The organism is Archangium sp. (assembly GCF_045802675.1).
Taxonomy (GTDB): Bacteria; Myxococcota; Myxococcia; order Myxococcales; family Myxococcaceae; genus Archangium.
In genome coordinates this window covers 66,565-83,266 of the sequence record NZ_JBJMQO010000031.1, presented here as the reverse complement: position 1 = coordinate 83,266, position 16,702 = coordinate 66,565, and the positions used below count along the sequence as shown (strand labels likewise).

Genomic DNA, 16,702 nt, shown 5'->3' with positions numbered 1-16,702 from the left:
GAAGAACCATGCAGCTGCGTCATTCCCTCTCACTGACGGGCGCGCTGTTGTTGGGCTCGCTCATGGCTGGCTGTGGTCCCGCGGAAGAGGTTTCCGAGGCCCCCCAGCAGGCCGCTCCCACGCAGGAGACGGCCACCACCCAGTCGGCGGTGACGACGACGGGTTTCACCTCGCACTTCCGCGGCTGGCTGTCGGCCAACGGCTACGAGCCCGCGTACAACCTGGTCCGTGATGACCTGGTGGGCGGCAGCTACGGTGGCAAGGCGAGCAGCACGGACACGGTGGTGAACCAGCCGGTCATCTTCATCCACGGCAACTCGGACAAGGCCATCGGCACGGGCTCGGCGGGCCAGTCGGGCTGGAACGCCTCCATCGATTACTTCCTGACCCATGGCTACAAGACGAGCGAGCTGTACGCCACGACGTGGGGCCCGGCGGACTCCTCGTTGTCGGCGTACCAGTACCACTCGAAGACGAACGTGATGAAGGTTCGCAAGTTCATCGAGGCGGTGAAGGCGTACACGGGCGCCACCAAGGTGGACATCGTGACGCACTCGATGGGCGTGACGCTGGCGCGCAAGGCCATCCTCGGCGGCTACGCCACGGACTCGCTGGAGGGCGGGCAGTACTACATCGGCCCGTCGCTGACGTCCTCGGTGGACACCTTCGTGGGCATCGCCGGCGCCAGCCTCGGCCTGACGTCCTGCTACCAGACGGGCCCCACCACGCCCACCTGCGGCAGCACCAACGGCCTGTACCCGGGCGTGTTCAATGGCATCAGCGTGAGCGGCCGCTCGGCGTACCTCAATGACCTGATGTCCAGCAGCGGCTACGAGGGCGCCTTCCGCTACACCATCTGGTCCACGGCGGACGAGGTCATCGGCTACGGGGACGTGGTGTACGGCAGCTACACCTCGCGGATTCCTTCGCAGACGGGCGAGAAGGTGTACTCGGGCTACCCGTACGGGCACTTCGGCCTGAAGGACCAGACGCCGAGCGTGCAGCTGAGCATGGTGAAGAGCCACATCATCCCGTAATGGCACCGTAGGCCAGACCCACCGGGCGGGGGACGAAGCCCTGTCCCCCGCTGCGGTGTCTGGCTTTGCCGGAAACCCCGCCCGGCCTCGTCAGGGCTGCTGCGGGGCGCCGGACCCGAGGCCCTTCAAGAAGGCGAGCACCCGGGTGTTGTACTCCTCGGGGCAGTCCATCTGGATGGTGTGGCCGCAGCGCTCGAGGCCCACCAGCGTCGAGCCGCGGATGTGCTCGTGGCCGTAGGACATGATGTCGCGCGCCTCGCCCCCGTGGAGGAAGGGATTGGGGATGAGGCGGTCATCCTCGCCGAAGATGATGAGCGTGGGGACGGTGATGAGCCCGAGGCTGTCGCGCACGAAGTCGTCGTGGGCCAGCCCGTCCACCGTGCGCACGTTGGCGTAGGCGTAGGAGTCGAACTCGGGGCTCTTCGCCACGCGCACGCGCTCCTCGACGAGCCAGTTGAGCTCGGGCCGCCAGCGCTCGAAGTTGGACTGGCGTACGCTGCCCCAGATGCCGTACTCGGTGGCGCTCCGGATGAGGGCGGTGCTGAAGGAACGCTTGAACCAGGCCTTCTCCTTGGGGCTGATCTTCTCGAAGCCGGCGGGAGAGGTGAGGACGATGGCCTTCAAGTCGTCCGGGTAGCGGATGGCGTACGAGAGCGACGTCTGCCCGCCCATGGAGTGGCCCACGAGGATGGGCTTGCCCGCGTGGAGCTTCTGGGCCACCTCGTGCACCACGTCGGCCATGGCCTCCATGGTGTACGGGAAGGAGGCGGGCTTGTCGGACTTGCCGTAGCCGGGCAGGTCCACGGCGAGGACGCGGTAGCCCTGGGCGGCGAAGGTGTCGAGCTGGTAGCGCCAGAACTTCAGGTACGAGCCCAGCCCGTGGATGAAGAGGACGGTCTGCTGTCCCTCGGGGTTGAGCTCGACGTAGGCGACCTCGGGGGCGCGCGCCAGGCCGTGGGCGGCGGCCGTGTCGGGCAGGGCCAGACGCTTGAGGGGCCAGGGCTTGCCGTCGGGCGAGGAGTAGTCGAAGTCCTGGAAGGACAGCGGGGGGCGCGAGCTGTACGAGGTGACGCACCCGGTGGAGAGGCCCGCGAGCGCGAGCAGGGCCAGAGCACGAGTCTTCATGGTCAGAAGGCGTACCAGGTGAAGGTGGAGAAGGCGGCCCAGGGGTTGGCGGTGACGCGCGGGTTGCCGTCGTAGAAGCTGCCGCGGAACATGTAGCCGCCGTGCAGGCCCACGGTCATGAGGTAGCGGATGGTGTAGCGCAGCTCGGCGTTGATTTCGGTGCCGATGACGCGGCCGCGCGCCACGCCGGGAGTCGTCTCGGGCGGAGCGACGGTGCTCTGGGCATAGCCCGCGCCCAGCTTGAGGTTGAGCTTGTTGGGGACGATGTCATACGCGCCGGTGGCGAGCACCGTCTGCAGACCGAAGCCCTGGTTGGACAGGTCCGTCACCGCGCCGGTGTAGTTGTTGGCGGTGCTGGTGAAGGGGAACAGCAGCAGCATCTTGTGGTTGAACCACACGGCGCCGGGGATGCCGTACTGGTTGAGCGTGAAGGCGCTGGTGTAGCGGCCGTCGTTGAGGTCCTTGTCCCCGGTGGAGAACATGCCCTCGAGCGTCACGAGGTCCCCCGAGGTGCGCCCGTAGTGGTAGAGCAGCTCCAGGTTGGCGGAGAGGCCGCTGATGTCCACCTTGGAGTTGAGGGTCGTCCCCGGGTTGCTGCTCCGGAAGCGGCCCAGGTTGTACATGGCGAAGCCCGAGGCGGCGAGGCGGCCGGTGCGGAAGTCGATGTTGTGGTGGAAGTTGGCGCCCAGCCACCCCACCCAGCCCGTGGGCCGCTCGATGTTGAAGCGCGCGGTGCCCGTGAAGGACGACAGGCCCGTGGAGGCCGGACCGCTCTTCACCAGGCCCTCGTAGGCGTAGGCATCGCCCTTGGTCTCATCGCGCAGGTACCACGCGGACACGCCCACGTTCGTCCCCGGCGCCACCGGGTAGGCGTAGTCGGCCATGGCCAGCCATGCGTACTTGAGCCGGGGGTCGTCCAGCAGCGCCTTGTCCGACTGCGCGCTGCCCAGGGGCAGCAGGCTCAGGCGCGAGAAGCCCTTGTAGCCGCTGAAGGCGGAGATGCCGGTGGCGTCGCTGCCGAGGAAGGCCAGCTTGTAGCCGGTGCGGATGATGTCGTTGAGCGGGGTGCGCGTCGGGTCGAAATACGCGTCGTAGACGGGCTGCGTGCCCACGACGATGGCGAGCTGGCCCGGGTCGCGCGTGGGGTAGAGGGCGACGTTGACGTTCTTCGTCTGGATGTTGATCTGATCCGCGTTGAAGCCGCCGCCCTCGTTGGGCTGCACGGTGTTGGCCGAGCGGCCCCAGAGGTAGTCCACCTCGAACTGGGCGCGAAAGCTGGCCAGGCCATCCACGAAGAGAGGGCTGTATTCGATGACGGGAATCCAGCGCTGCTCGACGTAGAAGGCGGAGTCCTTGCCGACGCGCACCTGGCTGCCGCCCACCTGCCCGATGGGCCCGAGCGACACGCCCTTGAGGCCGGAGGGGTCTCCGAGCTGGTTGGTGAAGGAAGCGCGGGTGAAGAAGTAGTTGATGAGGACGAACTCACGAGGAGGAGCGTCCTCGGAGCGGTCCTTGGCCTCGCGCCAATCGGTATAGGCCCCGGGCAGCGGCGTGCTGCCCTGAGCCCACGCGGGCAGGGAGAAAGCCACCGTGCCCAGGGCGAGCGCCAGCGCGCCTCCCCGTAGCTGTCGACCTGAATCGGAAAACCGCCACGTCATATGCGTTTCGTCTCCGGGGTGAAGAGGCGCGCGGGGAGGCGCGGCCAGGGATTACTGGCTGATGGTGTAGACCTGCACCGCGTTGCCGGTGAAGGGCTGGCCGTTGAGGGTGACCGTCGCCGAGCCCACCGCGCCGTTGGCGCAGCGGTTACCGGTGGCCTGGCCCTCGAAGAACAGCTCCAGCTTCGCCGTCGAGCCGTCCTGGCTGATCTGCCCGCGGCCGGCCTGCTTGAAGCCGGTATAGGTATACGTCACGTCGAAGCAGCTGCCGTCCGTCGCCACGTTCTCGATGAGGACGGCGGTGGTGGAGAACTTGAGCTCGGTGGACTTGGTGTCGTGGTCACACGTGCCGGTGTTGCCGGGCTGGGGGGCATCGCGCAGGGTGCCCAGCACGCTGGTGACGTTGTAGACGCCGGCGGCGACCTGCATGGTCGTCGACTGGTAGCACTGGGTGGCCGAGCCGTAGTTGACGTCCTCGTTGTAGCCGTTGGGATGGCTGGGGATGTTGGCCCCGGTCATCGTCAGCGTCTTGCCCTCGAGGTACGTGTTGATCTTGTCCGCCGTGTTGTACTTGGGCCCGGTGTCCGGGGTGGGCGTCCCCGTCTGGTCATCCCCACAGCCCACCAGCCCCAGCGTGCACAGCATCACCGCGGAAAACAGTTGCTTCTTCATGTGACGGCTCCTCTCCGTTTCCGGCGCGTGGGCACCGGCTCGACTTGACGCGACGTGTCTGGGATTGCCCCGCGGGACGCAGCGGGAAGGCCCTTACCCTAACAGGGAAAGGGGCATGAGGCTCAATTCTTGTCGGCCGCGATGGCGCGCTCGCGCAGCTCGCGCTTGAGAATCTTGCCCGCCGCCGACACCGGCAGGCCGTCCACCAGCTCCACCTTCTTGGGCACCTTGTAGCGGGCCACGCGGCCGCGCAGGTGCTCCAGCAGGGCCTCGGGCGTGGCGGACGCGCCGGGCTTGAGCACCACGAAGGCGCGCCCCACCTCGCCCCATTTGGGGTCCGGCACGCCCACCACCGAGCAGGCCTGCACGGCGGGGTGCTCGTAGAGGGCCGTCTCCAGCTCGAGCGGGTACACGTTCTCCCCGCCGGAGATGAACATGTCCTTCTTGCGCCCGTTGATGAAGTAGAAGCCGTCCGCGTCGCGGTGGGCCAGGTCGCCGGTGTGGAACCAGCCGTCCTTGTCGATGGCCTCGGCGGTGGCCTCGGCGTTCTCGAAGTAGCCCGAGCTCATGGAGGGGCCCTTGAGGACGAGCTCACCGGTGCCCCCCTCGGGCACGTCGCGGCCGTCGTCGTCCACCAGGCGCGCGTCGATGAAGTAGTTGGGCCGGCCGATGGAGCCCGCCTTGGACACGGCGAACTCGGGGCCCATGCTGAAGATGCCGGGGCCGAACTCCGTCATGCCGAAGCCCTGCTTGAAGGGCACCTCGTGCACGGCCTGCCACGCCTGCAGCAGGGGCACGGGCAGGGGCGCGCCACCGCTGGTGACGAAGCGCACGCTGGAGAGGTCCGCCGAGCGGAAGCGCGGCGAGTCATACATCTGCTGGTACTGCGTGGGCACGGCGAAGAAGAGCGTCACCTTCTCGCGCTCGACGAGGCGCAGCATCTCCTCGGCGTCCCAGCGGCGCATGAGCACCACGGTGCCGCCACTGGAGAGCATGGGCACCGTGTAGACGAGCAGTCCGCCCGTGTGGAACATGGGCGTGTGCGTCACGGTGACGTCGCCGGGCCGCACCTCGTGGATGAGCGTGTTGAGCGTGTTCCACGCCACCATGCGGTAGCTCACGCGCGCGCCCTTGCTCTTGCCCGTGGTGCCGCCGGTGAAGAGCAGGCAGATGATGTCCTCCTCGCTCACCTGCGGATTCGTCGCCTTCGAGCCGGACACGTGCGCGAGCGTCTCGGCGTACGCCACGCTCCCAGGCAGTCCCGGCCCCTCGAGGTGGACGAGCTTCAGCGCGGCGCCCACCTGTTCGTGCACCGTGGCGATGCCGTCGCGGAAGTCATCGCTGAAGAGGAGCACGCGCGGGCCGGTGTCGCGCACCAGCTCCGTCAATTCCTGCGCATGCAGGCGCCAGTTGAAGGGGACGAAGACAGCGCCCAGCTTGCCGCAGGCGAAGAAGACGTCCAGGTACTCGACGCCGTTGTGGGCCACGAGGCCCACGCGGTCTCCGCGAGACACGCCGGCCACGTCACGCAGCCAGCCCGCGAGCGCCTCGGCGCGCGCATTCATCGCCCGGTAGGAGAAGCGGCCCGAGTCTCCCTTGGCCACATCCACCACCGCGGTCTGCTCGGGCCAGTACATGGCCCCACGACCCATCCAGTCGCCGATGAACATGCTGTCCCCTCCCTCGAGTTGCGTGCTGCGAATGGCGTGAAGCGCGGCTCAGGCCGTCCAGCGGTAGAGCGCCGAGGCCATGGCGAGGCCGCCGCCGCTGGCGCACAGGGCGACGAGGTCACCCTTCTTCACCCGGCCCTGCACCACCGCGTCATCCAGCGTCATGGGGATGCAGGCCGAGCCCGTGTAGCCCCACTTGTCCATGGTCCAGTTCGTCTTGGACATGGGCTGCTCGAGCACCTTCATGGTGGCCTCGATGGTGCGCAGGTTGAGCTGGGTGAAGACGAAGTGGTCCACGTCGTTCATCGTCAGCTTCGCGCGCTCGAGCAGCTGCTTGAGCAGCATGGGCCAGCGCTCGGTGTTGAAGGTGGCGGGGAACTTGCGCACGAACTGCACCGAGGGCTTGCCGTTGGTGAGCGTCAGCGTCTCGGCGGTGGCGGGCCGGTACGTGCCGCCGGTGTAGACGCCCAGCGCGTCGTGGTACTCGCCGGCCGCGAGCAGCTTCGCGCCCATGAAGCCCGGCTTGTCACTGGCGCCCAACACCACCGCGCCCGCGCCGTCCGCGAAGAGCGTGCAGGTCTTCTTGTCCTTCCAGTTGATGTAGCGCGACATGCCGTACGCGCCGACCACGAGCACCCGGTGGTAGCTGTCGTCGGCGGAGAGGGTCTTGCTCGCCACGTCCAGCGCCGTCACCCAGCCGGCGCACGCGGCGTTGATGTCGAAGGTGCCCGCGTTGCTCGCGCCCAGCTTCGCCTGCACCGCCGAGGCCGTGGCCGGGCTGAGGTAGTCCGGCGTGTCCGTGGAGATGATGATGAGGTCCAGCTCCTGGGGCTTCACGCCCGCGCGCTGCATGGCCTGCTTCGCGGCCTCCACGCACAGGTCACTCGTCACCTGGTTGTCCGCCATCAGGTGGCGCTGCTTGATGCCCACGTTCTGCTGGAGCCACTCGTCCACGGGCTCGCCGATGATGCGCTCCACGTCGGCGTTGGTGAGGACCTTCTCGGGGACGTAGCGGCCGGTGGCCAGGATGTTGGCGTATCTCATCGGGTCGTCTTCCTGCTCCGGGGGGCGCGCACCTTGCCCGTCCCCTTCTTGCTGCGGGTGTCGGCCCCGGCCGGACGCGCGTCCATGCCGTGGCGGATGAAATCCATCGCGGTGTCCAACACGTGCTCCGGGCCGCCGCCCTCGTCCTGCCACAGCACCCAGCGCATGCCCAGGAAGTCACTCAACCCCATCAGGCAGTAGGCCAGCGCCTCCGGGTCCATGCGCCGCACCTCGCCCTCGGCCATGGCGCGCTCCAGCCCCGCCACGTAGCCGCGTGCGAACAAATCGTAGTAGCGCCGGAAACACGCCTCATCGACGAACTCCGCCTGCCGGACGATGCGGTACAGGTTGCGGTGGCGGGCCACGAACTGGAAGAAGGTGCGCAAGCCCTCGCGCTCCACCTCGATGCGGCCCTGGCACCCGGCCACCGCCTCGGCGATGAGCCGGCGCAGCCGCGCTCCCAGCTCGTCCACCACCTCGACGAAGATGGACTGCTTGTCCGGGAAGTAGACGTAGAAAGTTCCGAGCGCCACTTCCGCCGCGCGGGTAATATCCGCGATGGAGGCGTGCTCGTAGCCCTTCTCCCCGAAGACGGTCTCCGCCGCCTGCAACAGCCGCTGGCGCGTGCGCTGCCCTCGAGGGGTCGCTGGAACGAGGCGCACGGCTGGCGAAGTTGAAGACCGATTCATCTTTCAACCTTGCGTAACACCCCCCGCGCGGTATTGTCAAAAACTGTCATTCATCCGCTGGCGCAAGCACATGCAACGCATTGCGTCAGCCACGGAAGAGGGAACGCATGCAGCTCAAGGACATGAAGGTCATCGTCACGGGCGGCGCCCGGGGCATGGGCGCTCACTTCGCCACGCGCCTGCACGAGGCCGGCGCCCAGGTGGCCGTGGGAGACGTGAACGAGGAGCTGTTCGCCTCGCTGCCCGCCGCCATCCACCGCCGCCGCCTGGACGTGTCCAAGGAGGAGGACTGCATCGCCTTCGTCGAGTGGGCGCACGGGGCCATGGGCGGCCTCAACGGCCTCATCAACAACGCGGGGATTCTGCGGGACTCGCTGCTGGTGAAGAAGGACAAGGCCACGGGTGAAGTGAAGAAGCTGTCCACCGCGGACTGGAACGCCGTCATCGGCGTCAACCTCACCGGCGCCACCTTCATGGTGCGCGAGGTGGTGGCGAAGATGGTGCAGACGGATCAGCGCCCCGGCGTCATCGTCAACATGAGCTCCATCGCCCGGCACGGCAACCGCGGGCAGAGCAACTACGTGTCGGCCAAGGCCGCGCTCGCCGCCAACACCGTCACCTGGTCGCGCGAGTTCGCCCCCTTCGCCATCCGCGTGGGCGCCGTGGCCCCGGGCATGGTGGAGACGCCGATGACCCAGGGCATGAACCAGAAGGCGCGCGACGCCCTGGTGGCCAACATCCCCGTGGGCCGCATCGGCCTGCCCGAGGACCTGTGGCTGGCGGTGAAGTTCGTCCTCGAGTGCGACTACTTCAACGGCCGCACCATCGACGTGGACGGCGGCCTCAACATGTAGTCCAGGCGACAGGGGCCCTCGGAGGCCCTGCTCGCCATTCAACGGGCCGGCGCGGGGGTGTCAGACCCATCCGCCCGGCCCGTGCGTTTCAGGGTGCATGGCGACGCGTGAACCCAGGACGGTGGCGGCGCCCGGCAGGCAGGCGGGCAACGGCTCTCTCCTGCCCTCTCCCAGCGGGAGAGCAACCCTGTACCCGAGGCCAATGAAAAAGGGTGCAAGGTGGGACTTCTTCGCGCGGAAGCAAGGGCAACAGGCGTTCAGGGGGTTGCCGCCTGGAAGTCAAGTGAGTAAATCATTTCCAGTCGGGAATAGACGGGACGCTCGGAAGGTCCAGCATGGCAGGCGAAGGGACGCCCACCCAGGGGCGGCCATCGCGAGCCGAGGAACCGAGCCCCTCATGCAGCAAGGGAGTCCCGACGACGCGAGGGGAAACCTCGAGCCCCGCTCAGCTGTCCAGGTTGAGGGGCTGGCTCAGGTGTACATCTCGAGGCCAGCAGTGCGGCCGGCATCGAACTGCGGCGAGCGCTGGAGCTGCTCCAACACCCGGGGCGTGCAGTAGAGCGTCACCATGGGGAGGGAGCCGGGCTCGCTGATCCACCTGACGGCGCCCATGAGGTGGTGCGCCTGCAGGAAGTTCAGCACCGAGTCGCGGAACTGCTTGCCCTGATCGCACGCGGCCTTGTGGACGTGCGAGCGGTCACGTTGGATGGACGGCTGCCAGGCCGCTCCGGGCTCCTCCCGGGGCATGACCATGGCCTCGATCCATCCCTGCGCACTCTCCACCCGGGAGCCCGGGAGGGGCGTGACGCCGGAGATTTTGGGAAAACGGCCGGAGGCCCGGCGCGGCGATGTGGCTGTCTTCCTGCTCATCCCACTTCCTCCCGCAGGCCCGGCGCTCACTCGGCGCCGACCCTGGTAGCCGCCATCACTTGTAAACCGCCAGACCCCGGCCACTCCGTCCCGCCGGGTTCTTGGGCAGCTTCAGCGCATTGTCCAGAATCAAATCCCTGACTTCAACAGCCGTCAAGTCCGGGGAACGGCAGCGATATAGCGCGGCCAACCCAGCGACGTAAGGGGCGGCCATGCTCGTTCCACTCATTCGTTCGTAGAACGCTTGGTTATTACACCTTCGCTCTGTGCTCGAGTAGACGTTCACGCCATAACCCATCAGGTCTGGAACAGATCGCTGGTTGACCACGCCGCTGGCCGAAAAGCTGGCCACGCGCCGCGCGAAGTCGACCGCCCCCACGGACAGGGCCTCTGGGAAGCCCGCTGGGTAACCGGCCGTGCCAGCGCCTCCATTGCCGGCCGCCACGATGGGCAACACGTTGGCATCCACCAGGCGGCGCACGAGCGTCTGCAGGGCCCGGATGTTCAACCGGTACTCCAGGTCGCTGACGCCGGGAGGAGCCTGCACGGGGAACCCCAGGGACATGTTCACCACCGCCGGACGGGTGGCGTTCTCGGGACGTGAGAACTGGTGTAGCAGCCATTCCATGCCGGCGGCTACCCGTCCCAGGCTCGTGCGTATGGTTTCGGACTCGATGACCGAGGCGACGTAGAGGTCCACCTCGGGCGCCACGCCGTGGAACTGGCCGGCGGCGATGCCGCACACGTGCGTGCCGTGCCCGTCCGGGTCGAAGCCGCGCACGTCGCGCGCCGGGTTCTGCGGCGAGTTGGGGAAGAGCGAGACGTAGCGGAACTGGATGATGCGGTCCTGGTGCTCGGGGTGGTCCGCGTCCACGCCCGTGTCGAGGATGCCCAGCATCACCCCCGCGCCTTTGATGCCCTGGGCGTGGGCGGCGTTGATGCCACACTCCTCGGGCCACTCGCGGTTGACGAGCGAGGACAGGCCGCGGTTGCGCGGCCCCAGCTGCCCCGCCGACACCGGGCCCGGGAAGGTGAGCTGCACCGTGTCCGGGATGAACTCGAAGTCGCGGCCGAGCTCCTCCTTGGCCACGCGCTCGGCCTGCTCCGAGGTGAAGTGCGCCATGGTGGCGCCGATGAGCGGCATGTGCCGGTAGGTGCCCACGTCCGAGGCCGTCACCGCCGCCGGCTCCATCACCGGCCCCTCGGTGGCCACCAGCTGCGCCTCGCCCTCGCGGCCCCGGCCGCCCTTCTTGCCCTTGGCCGTCTTCTTCTGGCTCTTCGCCGGGGTGGGAGGGGTGCTCACCTCGGGCAGACGCCCGGGCAGCGTCGCGGAGCGCAACCCGAGGCTGCGCAGCATGTCCGGCGCCCGCCCGCTGATCATGAACTGAAGGGCGGTGGTGCGCTGCAGCACACGCTCTCCCTGCTCCGTGCCCCGCACACCTGGCCGGGCATGGGTCTCGAACGACTCCTTCGGAACCAGGAGGTAGGACTTCATGATGGGTTCGCTCCTTTACAGAATACCGACTGCACTGACAGCACGGGCCAGACCGTGGGTGGGCGCCGGCCGCGCCCGGGCGGAGGGGGGGTGGGACACCGTCGTCGTTCGCACCATCGGCTCACAGTGCGACTAGAACGGCCCCCCCTGACATGACCCGCGGCATTCTCCGCTCTGGACGTCAGGGGCCGCCCCGGGCGTTCCAGTGGACGACGTTCACAACGTACGAAACCAGAAACCATTCACGGGTTGTGAGCGTAATACAGACCGTGACAGGTCGGAAAATAGCCGCCTGGCCGTGCCCGAGCCCGAAAAACCGGCCCGCGCCGCACCGGCTCCCCATCCCCTCCGTCACAGGTCCACGCCCCGCCCGTGTGGGGCCCGATGAGGGGGGTGGGCGTGAAGCAGCGTGGGGCACTCCGCCCCAACGCCGACCCCAGCGAGGGCGCCCGGCTGCCCGCCTGCTTTTCCGACGACCTTGGGGAAGGCACTTCCCCCATGATTTGTTCGCCACCTGGCGCTAAGGCGGACCCTGGCTGTGGGCCCTTTCCACTCCACACCCGCCGGAGAGACTCGTGATTCCCTACCTGCACGTCCCCCCCATCAACCTCGGGCCCATCCATATCGAGGCCTTCGGCATCTGCGTCGCGCTCGGCATCATGCTCGCCGCCCGGCTCCTGTCCCGCCAGGCCGAGCGCGAAGGGCTCGATCCGAACCCCCTCCAGGACTACGCCCTCTGGGGCGTGGGCGTGGGTGTCGTCGTCGGCCACCTCTTCCACCTCTTCGCCTACCACCCCGAGGAGCTCTCCAAGAGCCCGTTTCAGATCTTCAAGGTCTGGGACGGCCTGTCCTCCTTCGGCGGGCTGATCGGCGGCATCCTCGCCGCCGTCGTCTTCTTCCGCATCCGCAAGCTGCGCTTCCGCGACTACGCCGATTCCTTCGCCCTCGGCGTCGCCCCTGGCTGGGCCGTGGCCCGCATCGGCTGCTTCGCCGCCCACGACCACCCCGGCGTCCGCACCGACTTCTTCCTCGCCGTCAACTTCCCCGGCGGGCCCCGCCATGACCTGGGCATGTATGACGCCCTCTTCCTCTTCGCCCTCTCCGGCCTCCTGTACGCCCTGCGCAACTCGGGCAAGCTGCGCGGCAAGCTGCTCCCCCTGCTCTCCCTCCTCTACGCCTGCGGCCGCTTCTTCTTCGACTCGCTGCGCGCCACCGACCTGTCCTATGTCGACGCCCGCTACCTCGGCCTGACGCCCGCCCAGTTCGGCTGCTTCGCCCTCATCGCCTTCGGCCTCTACGGCCTCGTGAAGTGGCAGGCTCCCGCCGCCAAGGCCACGCCCCAGGTCGGCGCTGGCGGTGGTGTTCAAGCACAGGCCCGATAGGGCTCTCCGGTAACGTGGGGGTGGACCGCGCGAGCCGCACCGCGAGTCGCAGCGGGGGCCGCTAGTGGGGCGGGCGTCCCCACGGGTATGCTCCGCCCCCATGACTTTCAAGACCAGTTACAAGGTCGGCCTCGCCGTGCTGCTGTGCTACCTCGTCGCCTGGCTGGACCGGATGGCCATCAACATGGCCGGCCTGAGCATCCGCGGTGAGTTCCAGTTGGACGCGGAGCAGTTCGGCTGGGTCCTCAGCGCCTTCTTCGCGGGCTACTCGCTCTTCCAGATTCCCGGCGGGATGCTCGCCGACCGGATCGGTCCCCGGAAGGTCATCCTCGTCGCCCTGGCCTGGTGGTCGGTGTTCACCGCGCTCACGGGGGTGGTGGGCGGCTTCGTCAGCATGCTGGCGGTGCGCTTCCTCTTCGGCGTCGGGGAGGGCGTCTTCCCCGCCTCCGTCTGGAAGGTCATCGGCAACTGGTACACGAAGAAGAACCGCGGCACCGCCAACGCCGCCATCCTCTCCTCCATTGCCTTCGGGCCCGCCATCTCCTCGCTGCTGCTCGGCTGGTTCCTGCCCGTCATCGGGTGGCGCAAGAGCTTCTTCCTGCTCGGCATCGCCGGCGTCATCTGCGTCCTGATGGCCTGGCTCTACGTCACCAACTCCATCCACGAGAACCCCAAGGTCTCGCGCGAGGAGCTCGAGGAGTTCGAACGCGACAGCCTCTCCCAGGCCGCCAACGCCGAGCAGACGCTGGAGAAGGCCAGCTTCGGAGAGTTGCTGCGCTCCCCCGCCATCTGGGTGCTCTTCTGCGTGGCGCTCATCTACAACCTGACGATGTACGGCTGGTTGAACTGGCTGCCCACGTACCTCGTCGAGGTGAAGAAGCTCTCCTTGCAGAGGACCGGCTTCGTCGGAGCGCTCCCCTTCTTCTGTGGAGGCATCGGCTGTGTGCTGGCCGGGTATGTGTCGGATCGCTGGTTCCGCGGCCGGCGCAAGGTGCTGGTGTTCGGCTGCCAGGCCGTGGGCGGCATCTGCCTCTACCTGTTCACGCAGATCAACGACCCCGTCCAGTACACCCTCGTCCAGTGCATCGCCGGCTTCCTGCTCTTCATGGCCGCCGGCGCCTTCTGGACCCTGCCGATGATCCTCGTGCCCACCAAGCTCATGGGGAAGGGCTCGGGCTTCATCAACACCGGCGGGCAGATCGGCGGCTTCATCACCAACATCCTCATCGGCTACGTCATCAAGTGGAACAACAACGACGCCGCCGCCGGCTTCCACGTCATGCTCGGCGCCCTCGTGGTCGCCGCGCTCCTCGTCCTGTTCGGCATCCGCGAGCAGCCCGCCTCCGCTCCGGCCAAGCCGTCCACCGAGCCCGCGCTGTCCTGAGCCCGGCGCGCCTCGCGGAGAGGCGCTCGCCACACGGGGGTGAGCCCGGGACTCCCGGTCCCCTCACCCCCGTCCCCTCTCCCGGTGGGCGAGGGGTGAAGGGCTACCAGTAGTTCACCGACTTCAGGTCGAAGATGTCCGTGAAGCCGTGCGACCTCAGAATCTGCGTCGCCATCGCGCTCCGGCCTCCCGCCTGGCAGTACACCACCACCTTCGTCGTCCCCGGCGGGCCCACTTCCTTCACCCGCTGCTGAAGCTCCTGCACCGGGATGTTCTTCGCCGGCTCCGGATGCCCCTGGCGGAACTCCTCCGGCGACCGCACGTCCAACAGCACCCACCCCTGCCCCACCAGCTCCCGCGCCTTCTCCGACAGTTCTTTCGGTGTCATGGGCGCCGGACTGTAGCCGGAAACTGGAGCCCTCGCGCCGCGGCGCTACAGTCCTGTCGCAGCATGCCCCTGTTGGACAAGAACACCCTCGTCGAGCAGCTCGCCGACCGCCTCCGCCAGAGCGACAAGCTCGCCCACCGCGCCGAGCTCGAGGCCCGCGAGGCCGCCCGCACCCTCGCCACCGAGTCCGAGAAGAAGGAGGACGGGCGCGCCGTCATCGAGTACGGCAGCCTCGCCACCGGCCAGGCCAACCGCGCCCGCCGCGTCCAGGAGGAGCTCAAGGCCCTCGCCGACTTCCAGGACTCGGGCCTGCCCCGCTTCTCGCGCAGGGACGCCGTCGCCCTCGGCGCCCTCATCGACATGTCCACCGAGGACGATGACGGCTTCTCCGAGCGCACCTTCTTCCTGCTCCCCGTGGGCGCCGGCACCGAGCTCACCGGCCCCGGCGGCGATGGCTACCTCTCCGTCATCACCCCCGCCTCCCCCGTCGGCCGCGCCCTCCTCGGACGTCGGGCCGGCGACACCATCGAGGTCACCCTCGCCGGCGAGGTACGCGAGTGGACGGTCCTCGAGGTGGCCTGAGCCCTCCGGCTTGAATGCCGCCCCGCTTCCTTTCACGCTGGCCCTCGAAAGCAGGCGCTGGGGGGTCCTGCGCCACAGGAGGTGCGCCGTGCCCACGCTCCGTGCCGCCGCGAAGAGCGTCCTTCCGGGAGACCCGGAGGAGGCCGCCTCCGTGAGCCCTTCCCCCGACGCGTGGAGCTTCGCCGCCGAGCACCCCGATGGCTACCTCGCCGTGGGCTCGGTGCGCGATGACTCCGGCGCCCTGGTGGACTTCCGCTGGGTGTACGCCAACCCCGCCGCCGAGGCCCTCATGGGCATGCGCCTGGCCGGCCTGCTCGGCCACGGCGTGGTGGAGCTGTTCCCCGACCTGCGCACCCGCGGCCTCTTCGCCCGCCTCGCGCGCGCGGTGGACCGCGGCGAGCCCTACGTCGACGAGGTGCTCTTCCCCATCGACGGCCGCGAGCGCTGGTTCCGCGTCGTCGCCCTCCAGCGCGGCGAGGGGCTCTCCATCTGGTTCAACGACATCTCCCGCCGCAAGCGCGAGGAGCAGGAGACGGGCTTCCTCGCCGAGGCCAGCCACCTGCTCACCGCCTCGCTCGACGTGGAGGCCGCCCTGCATGAGCTGTCCCGGCGCTGCGTCCCCACGCTCGCCGACGGCTGCGTCCTCCAGGTGATGGACGGCCGCGGCCAGCCGCTGCTGCTGGAGACGGTGGCCAGCGAGCCCACCCAGGAGGCGCTGCTCGCCGAGGTGGTGCGGCGCTCCGGCTCGCCCTCCACCGGCGAGGCCGGCCTCGTGGGCCTGCTGCTGCCCCAGGACACGCCCCAGCTGCTCCCCGAGGTGACGCCCGCCCTCCTCCAGTCCCTCACCCAGGACGCCGAGCACCTGCGCCTCATGCGCGTGCTCGGGCCCCGCTCCCTGCTCGCCGTGCCCCTGCGCGCGCGCGGCCGCCCCCTGGGCGCGCTCGTCCTCGTCACCTTCTGCGGACGCACCTTCGGCCCCGACGACTTGCGCTTCTGCGAGGACCTCGCCGACCGCATCGCCCTGTCCGTGGACAACGTCCTGCTCTTCCGCGAGGCGCGCCTGGCCGTGGCCCAGCGCGACGAGTTCTTCACCGTCGCCGCCCACGAGCTGCGCACCCCCACCACCTCCCTCAAGCTCAACGTGCAGTCGCTCCTGCGCGGCGCCCGCCGCGGCGAGGCCGGCGCCCTCCCCTCCCCCCTCCTGGGCAAGCTGGAGGGCATCGACCGGCACGCCGGCCGCCTCAATGCGCTCGTCAACGAGCTGCTCGACGTCACCCGCATCCACGCCGGCCGCCTGCGCATGGACCTGGAGGAGGTGGACCTCACCGCGCTCGTGCAGGACGTGGCCGCGCGCTTCGAGCTGCCCGCCACCCAGGCCCGCAGCCCCCTCCTCCTGGAGAGCCCCGGCCCCGTCTTGGGCACGTGGGACAGGCTCCGGCTGGAGCAGGTGGTGACGAACCTGCTGTCCAACGCCCTCAAGTACGGCGCCGGCAAGCCCGTGCGCGTGCGCGTGGAGACGAGCGGCGGACTGGCCCGGCTCGAGGTGCGCGACGAGGGCATCGGCATCGCCCCGGAGAGCCTCCCGCGCATCTTCGGCCGCTTCGAGCGCGCCGTGTCCGACCGCCACTACGGCGGCCTGGGCCTGGGCCTCTACATCACCCGTCAAATCGTCGAGGCGCTCGGGGGCAGCGTGAGCGTGCGCAGCGCTCCGGGCGCCGGCGCCACCTTCACCGTGGAGTTGCCGCGCCAGGCCACCCCCTGACGCATGCTATCGTCCCCTACACCCGCTCCTGTCAGGCGATGGACGATCCACTCGCGGGCGGTGGATTTGCTCCAGACAAGCTGATTGGAA

At 68.8% G+C, this 16,702-nt stretch carries 15 protein-coding genes; 6 read left to right on the top strand and 9 right to left on the bottom strand.

What is annotated here, in order from left to right; all coding sequences use genetic code 11:
• Positions 1 to 8 precede the first annotated feature (8 nt).
• Entirely contained in the window at positions 9 to 1,037 is a 1,029-nt protein-coding gene (locus tag ACJ8AN_RS09280) for a lipase family protein (protein WP_407754907.1), read from the top strand.
• A 90-nt stretch (positions 1,038 to 1,127) separates the two neighbouring features.
• Here ACJ8AN_RS09280 and ACJ8AN_RS09275 read toward each other — a convergent pair whose 3' ends face one another.
• The 6 genes from ACJ8AN_RS09275 to ACJ8AN_RS09250 all read right to left on the bottom strand — a co-directional run bounded on the left by ACJ8AN_RS09275 (position 1,128) and on the right by ACJ8AN_RS09250 (position 7,895).
• Positions 1,128 to 2,162, bottom strand: coding sequence for an alpha/beta fold hydrolase (locus ACJ8AN_RS09275; protein WP_407754906.1), 1,035 nt, complete (start codon positions 2,160 to 2,162; stop codon positions 1,128 to 1,130).
• A 2-nt stretch (positions 2,163 to 2,164) separates the two neighbouring features.
• Complete coding sequence (locus tag ACJ8AN_RS09270; protein ID WP_407754905.1) at positions 2,165 to 3,820, bottom strand: hypothetical protein; 1,656 nt, start codon at positions 3,818 to 3,820, stop codon at positions 2,165 to 2,167.
• 51 nt (positions 3,821 to 3,871) lie between these two features.
• Entirely contained in the window at positions 3,872 to 4,492 is a 621-nt protein-coding gene (locus ACJ8AN_RS09265; RefSeq protein WP_407754904.1) for a hypothetical protein, read from the bottom strand.
• 122 nt (positions 4,493 to 4,614) lie between these two features.
• Entirely contained in the window at positions 4,615 to 6,162 is a 1,548-nt protein-coding gene (locus ACJ8AN_RS09260; protein ID WP_407754903.1) for a class I adenylate-forming enzyme family protein, read from the bottom strand.
• Positions 6,163 to 6,210: 48 nt separating this feature from the next.
• On the bottom strand, positions 6,211 to 7,206 hold the full coding sequence (locus tag ACJ8AN_RS09255; RefSeq protein WP_407754902.1) for a 3-oxoacyl-ACP synthase III family protein: 996 nt from the start codon (positions 7,204 to 7,206) through the stop codon (positions 6,211 to 6,213).
• Positions 7,203 to 7,895, bottom strand: a complete 693-nt coding sequence (locus ACJ8AN_RS09250) for a TetR/AcrR family transcriptional regulator (RefSeq protein ID WP_407754901.1) — start codon at positions 7,893 to 7,895, stop codon at positions 7,203 to 7,205. Before ACJ8AN_RS09250 ends, ACJ8AN_RS09255 begins: the two co-directional genes overlap by 4 nt.
• A gap of 107 nt (positions 7,896 to 8,002) precedes the next feature.
• Here ACJ8AN_RS09250 and ACJ8AN_RS09245 point away from each other — a divergent pair, with 107 nt between their 5' ends.
• On the top strand, positions 8,003 to 8,749 hold the full coding sequence (locus tag ACJ8AN_RS09245; RefSeq protein WP_407754900.1) for an SDR family oxidoreductase: 747 nt from the start codon (positions 8,003 to 8,005) through the stop codon (positions 8,747 to 8,749).
• 471 nt (positions 8,750 to 9,220) lie between these two features.
• On the opposite strand, the gene ACJ8AN_RS09240 is transcribed toward ACJ8AN_RS09245, so the two are convergent.
• Entirely contained in the window at positions 9,221 to 9,619 is a 399-nt protein-coding gene (locus tag ACJ8AN_RS09240) for a hypothetical protein (protein WP_407754899.1), read from the bottom strand.
• Positions 9,620 to 9,674: 55 nt separating this feature from the next.
• Positions 9,675 to 11,114, bottom strand: coding sequence for a S8 family peptidase (locus ACJ8AN_RS09235; protein ID WP_407754898.1), 1,440 nt, complete (start codon positions 11,112 to 11,114; stop codon positions 9,675 to 9,677).
• 575 nt (positions 11,115 to 11,689) lie between these two features.
• On the opposite strand from ACJ8AN_RS09235, the gene ACJ8AN_RS09230 reads away from it, so the two are divergent.
• Together ACJ8AN_RS09230 and ACJ8AN_RS09225 are read left to right on the top strand one after the other, a co-directional pair.
• Complete coding sequence (locus ACJ8AN_RS09230; protein WP_407754897.1) at positions 11,690 to 12,496, top strand: prolipoprotein diacylglyceryl transferase; 807 nt, start codon at positions 11,690 to 11,692, stop codon at positions 12,494 to 12,496.
• 100 nt (positions 12,497 to 12,596) lie between these two features.
• Positions 12,597 to 13,880 carry an MFS transporter gene (locus ACJ8AN_RS09225; protein WP_407754896.1) on the top strand — a complete coding sequence of 428 codons (1,284 nt, stop codon included), beginning with the start codon at positions 12,597 to 12,599 and terminating at the stop codon, positions 13,878 to 13,880.
• Positions 13,881 to 13,983: 103 nt separating this feature from the next.
• Here ACJ8AN_RS09225 and ACJ8AN_RS09220 read toward each other — a convergent pair whose 3' ends face one another.
• Positions 13,984 to 14,268: a rhodanese-like domain-containing protein gene (locus ACJ8AN_RS09220; RefSeq protein WP_407754895.1), complete on the bottom strand. Its 285-nt coding sequence runs from the start codon at positions 14,266 to 14,268 to the stop codon at positions 13,984 to 13,986.
• A gap of 63 nt (positions 14,269 to 14,331) precedes the next feature.
• On the opposite strand from ACJ8AN_RS09220, the gene ACJ8AN_RS09215 reads away from it, so the two are divergent.
• Positions 14,332 to 14,850 (top strand): GreA/GreB family elongation factor, encoded by a 519-nt coding sequence (locus tag ACJ8AN_RS09215; protein WP_407754894.1) that lies wholly within the window; start codon positions 14,332 to 14,334, stop codon positions 14,848 to 14,850.
• An 88-nt stretch (positions 14,851 to 14,938) separates the two neighbouring features.
• A complete protein-coding gene (locus tag ACJ8AN_RS09210) occupies positions 14,939 to 16,612 on the top strand; it encodes an ATP-binding protein (RefSeq protein WP_407754893.1) in 1,674 nt (557 codons plus the stop codon).
• Positions 16,613 to 16,702: the final 90 nt, after the last annotated feature.

Bases quoted from the DNA above. Each gene is read 5' to 3' on its own strand.
- ACJ8AN_RS09215 (WP_407754894.1), top strand. From the start codon at position 14,332: ATGCCCCTGTTGGACAAGAACACCCTCGTCGAGCAGCTCGCCGACCGC.
- ACJ8AN_RS09235 (WP_407754898.1), bottom strand. From the start codon at position 11,114: ATGAAGTCCTACCTCCTGGTTCCGAAGGAGTCGTTCGAGACCCATGCC.
- ACJ8AN_RS09245 (WP_407754900.1), top strand. From the start codon at position 8,003: ATGCAGCTCAAGGACATGAAGGTCATCGTCACGGGCGGCGCCCGGGGC.
- ACJ8AN_RS09220 (WP_407754895.1), bottom strand. From the start codon at position 14,268: ATGACACCGAAAGAACTGTCGGAGAAGGCGCGGGAGCTGGTGGGGCAG.
- ACJ8AN_RS09270 (WP_407754905.1), bottom strand. From the start codon at position 3,820: ATGACGTGGCGGTTTTCCGATTCAGGTCGACAGCTACGGGGAGGCGCG.
- ACJ8AN_RS09275 (WP_407754906.1), bottom strand. From the start codon at position 2,162: ATGAAGACTCGTGCTCTGGCCCTGCTCGCGCTCGCGGGCCTCTCCACC.
- ACJ8AN_RS09280 (WP_407754907.1), top strand. From the start codon at position 9: ATGCAGCTGCGTCATTCCCTCTCACTGACGGGCGCGCTGTTGTTGGGC.
- ACJ8AN_RS09255 (WP_407754902.1), bottom strand. From the start codon at position 7,206: ATGAGATACGCCAACATCCTGGCCACCGGCCGCTACGTCCCCGAGAAG.
- ACJ8AN_RS09225 (WP_407754896.1), top strand. From the start codon at position 12,597: ATGACTTTCAAGACCAGTTACAAGGTCGGCCTCGCCGTGCTGCTGTGC.
- ACJ8AN_RS09240 (WP_407754899.1), bottom strand. From the start codon at position 9,619: ATGAGCAGGAAGACAGCCACATCGCCGCGCCGGGCCTCCGGCCGTTTT.
- ACJ8AN_RS09260 (WP_407754903.1), bottom strand. From the start codon at position 6,162: ATGTTCATCGGCGACTGGATGGGTCGTGGGGCCATGTACTGGCCCGAG.
- ACJ8AN_RS09265 (WP_407754904.1), bottom strand. From the start codon at position 4,492: ATGAAGAAGCAACTGTTTTCCGCGGTGATGCTGTGCACGCTGGGGCTG.
- ACJ8AN_RS09250 (WP_407754901.1), bottom strand. From the start codon at position 7,895: ATGAATCGGTCTTCAACTTCGCCAGCCGTGCGCCTCGTTCCAGCGACC.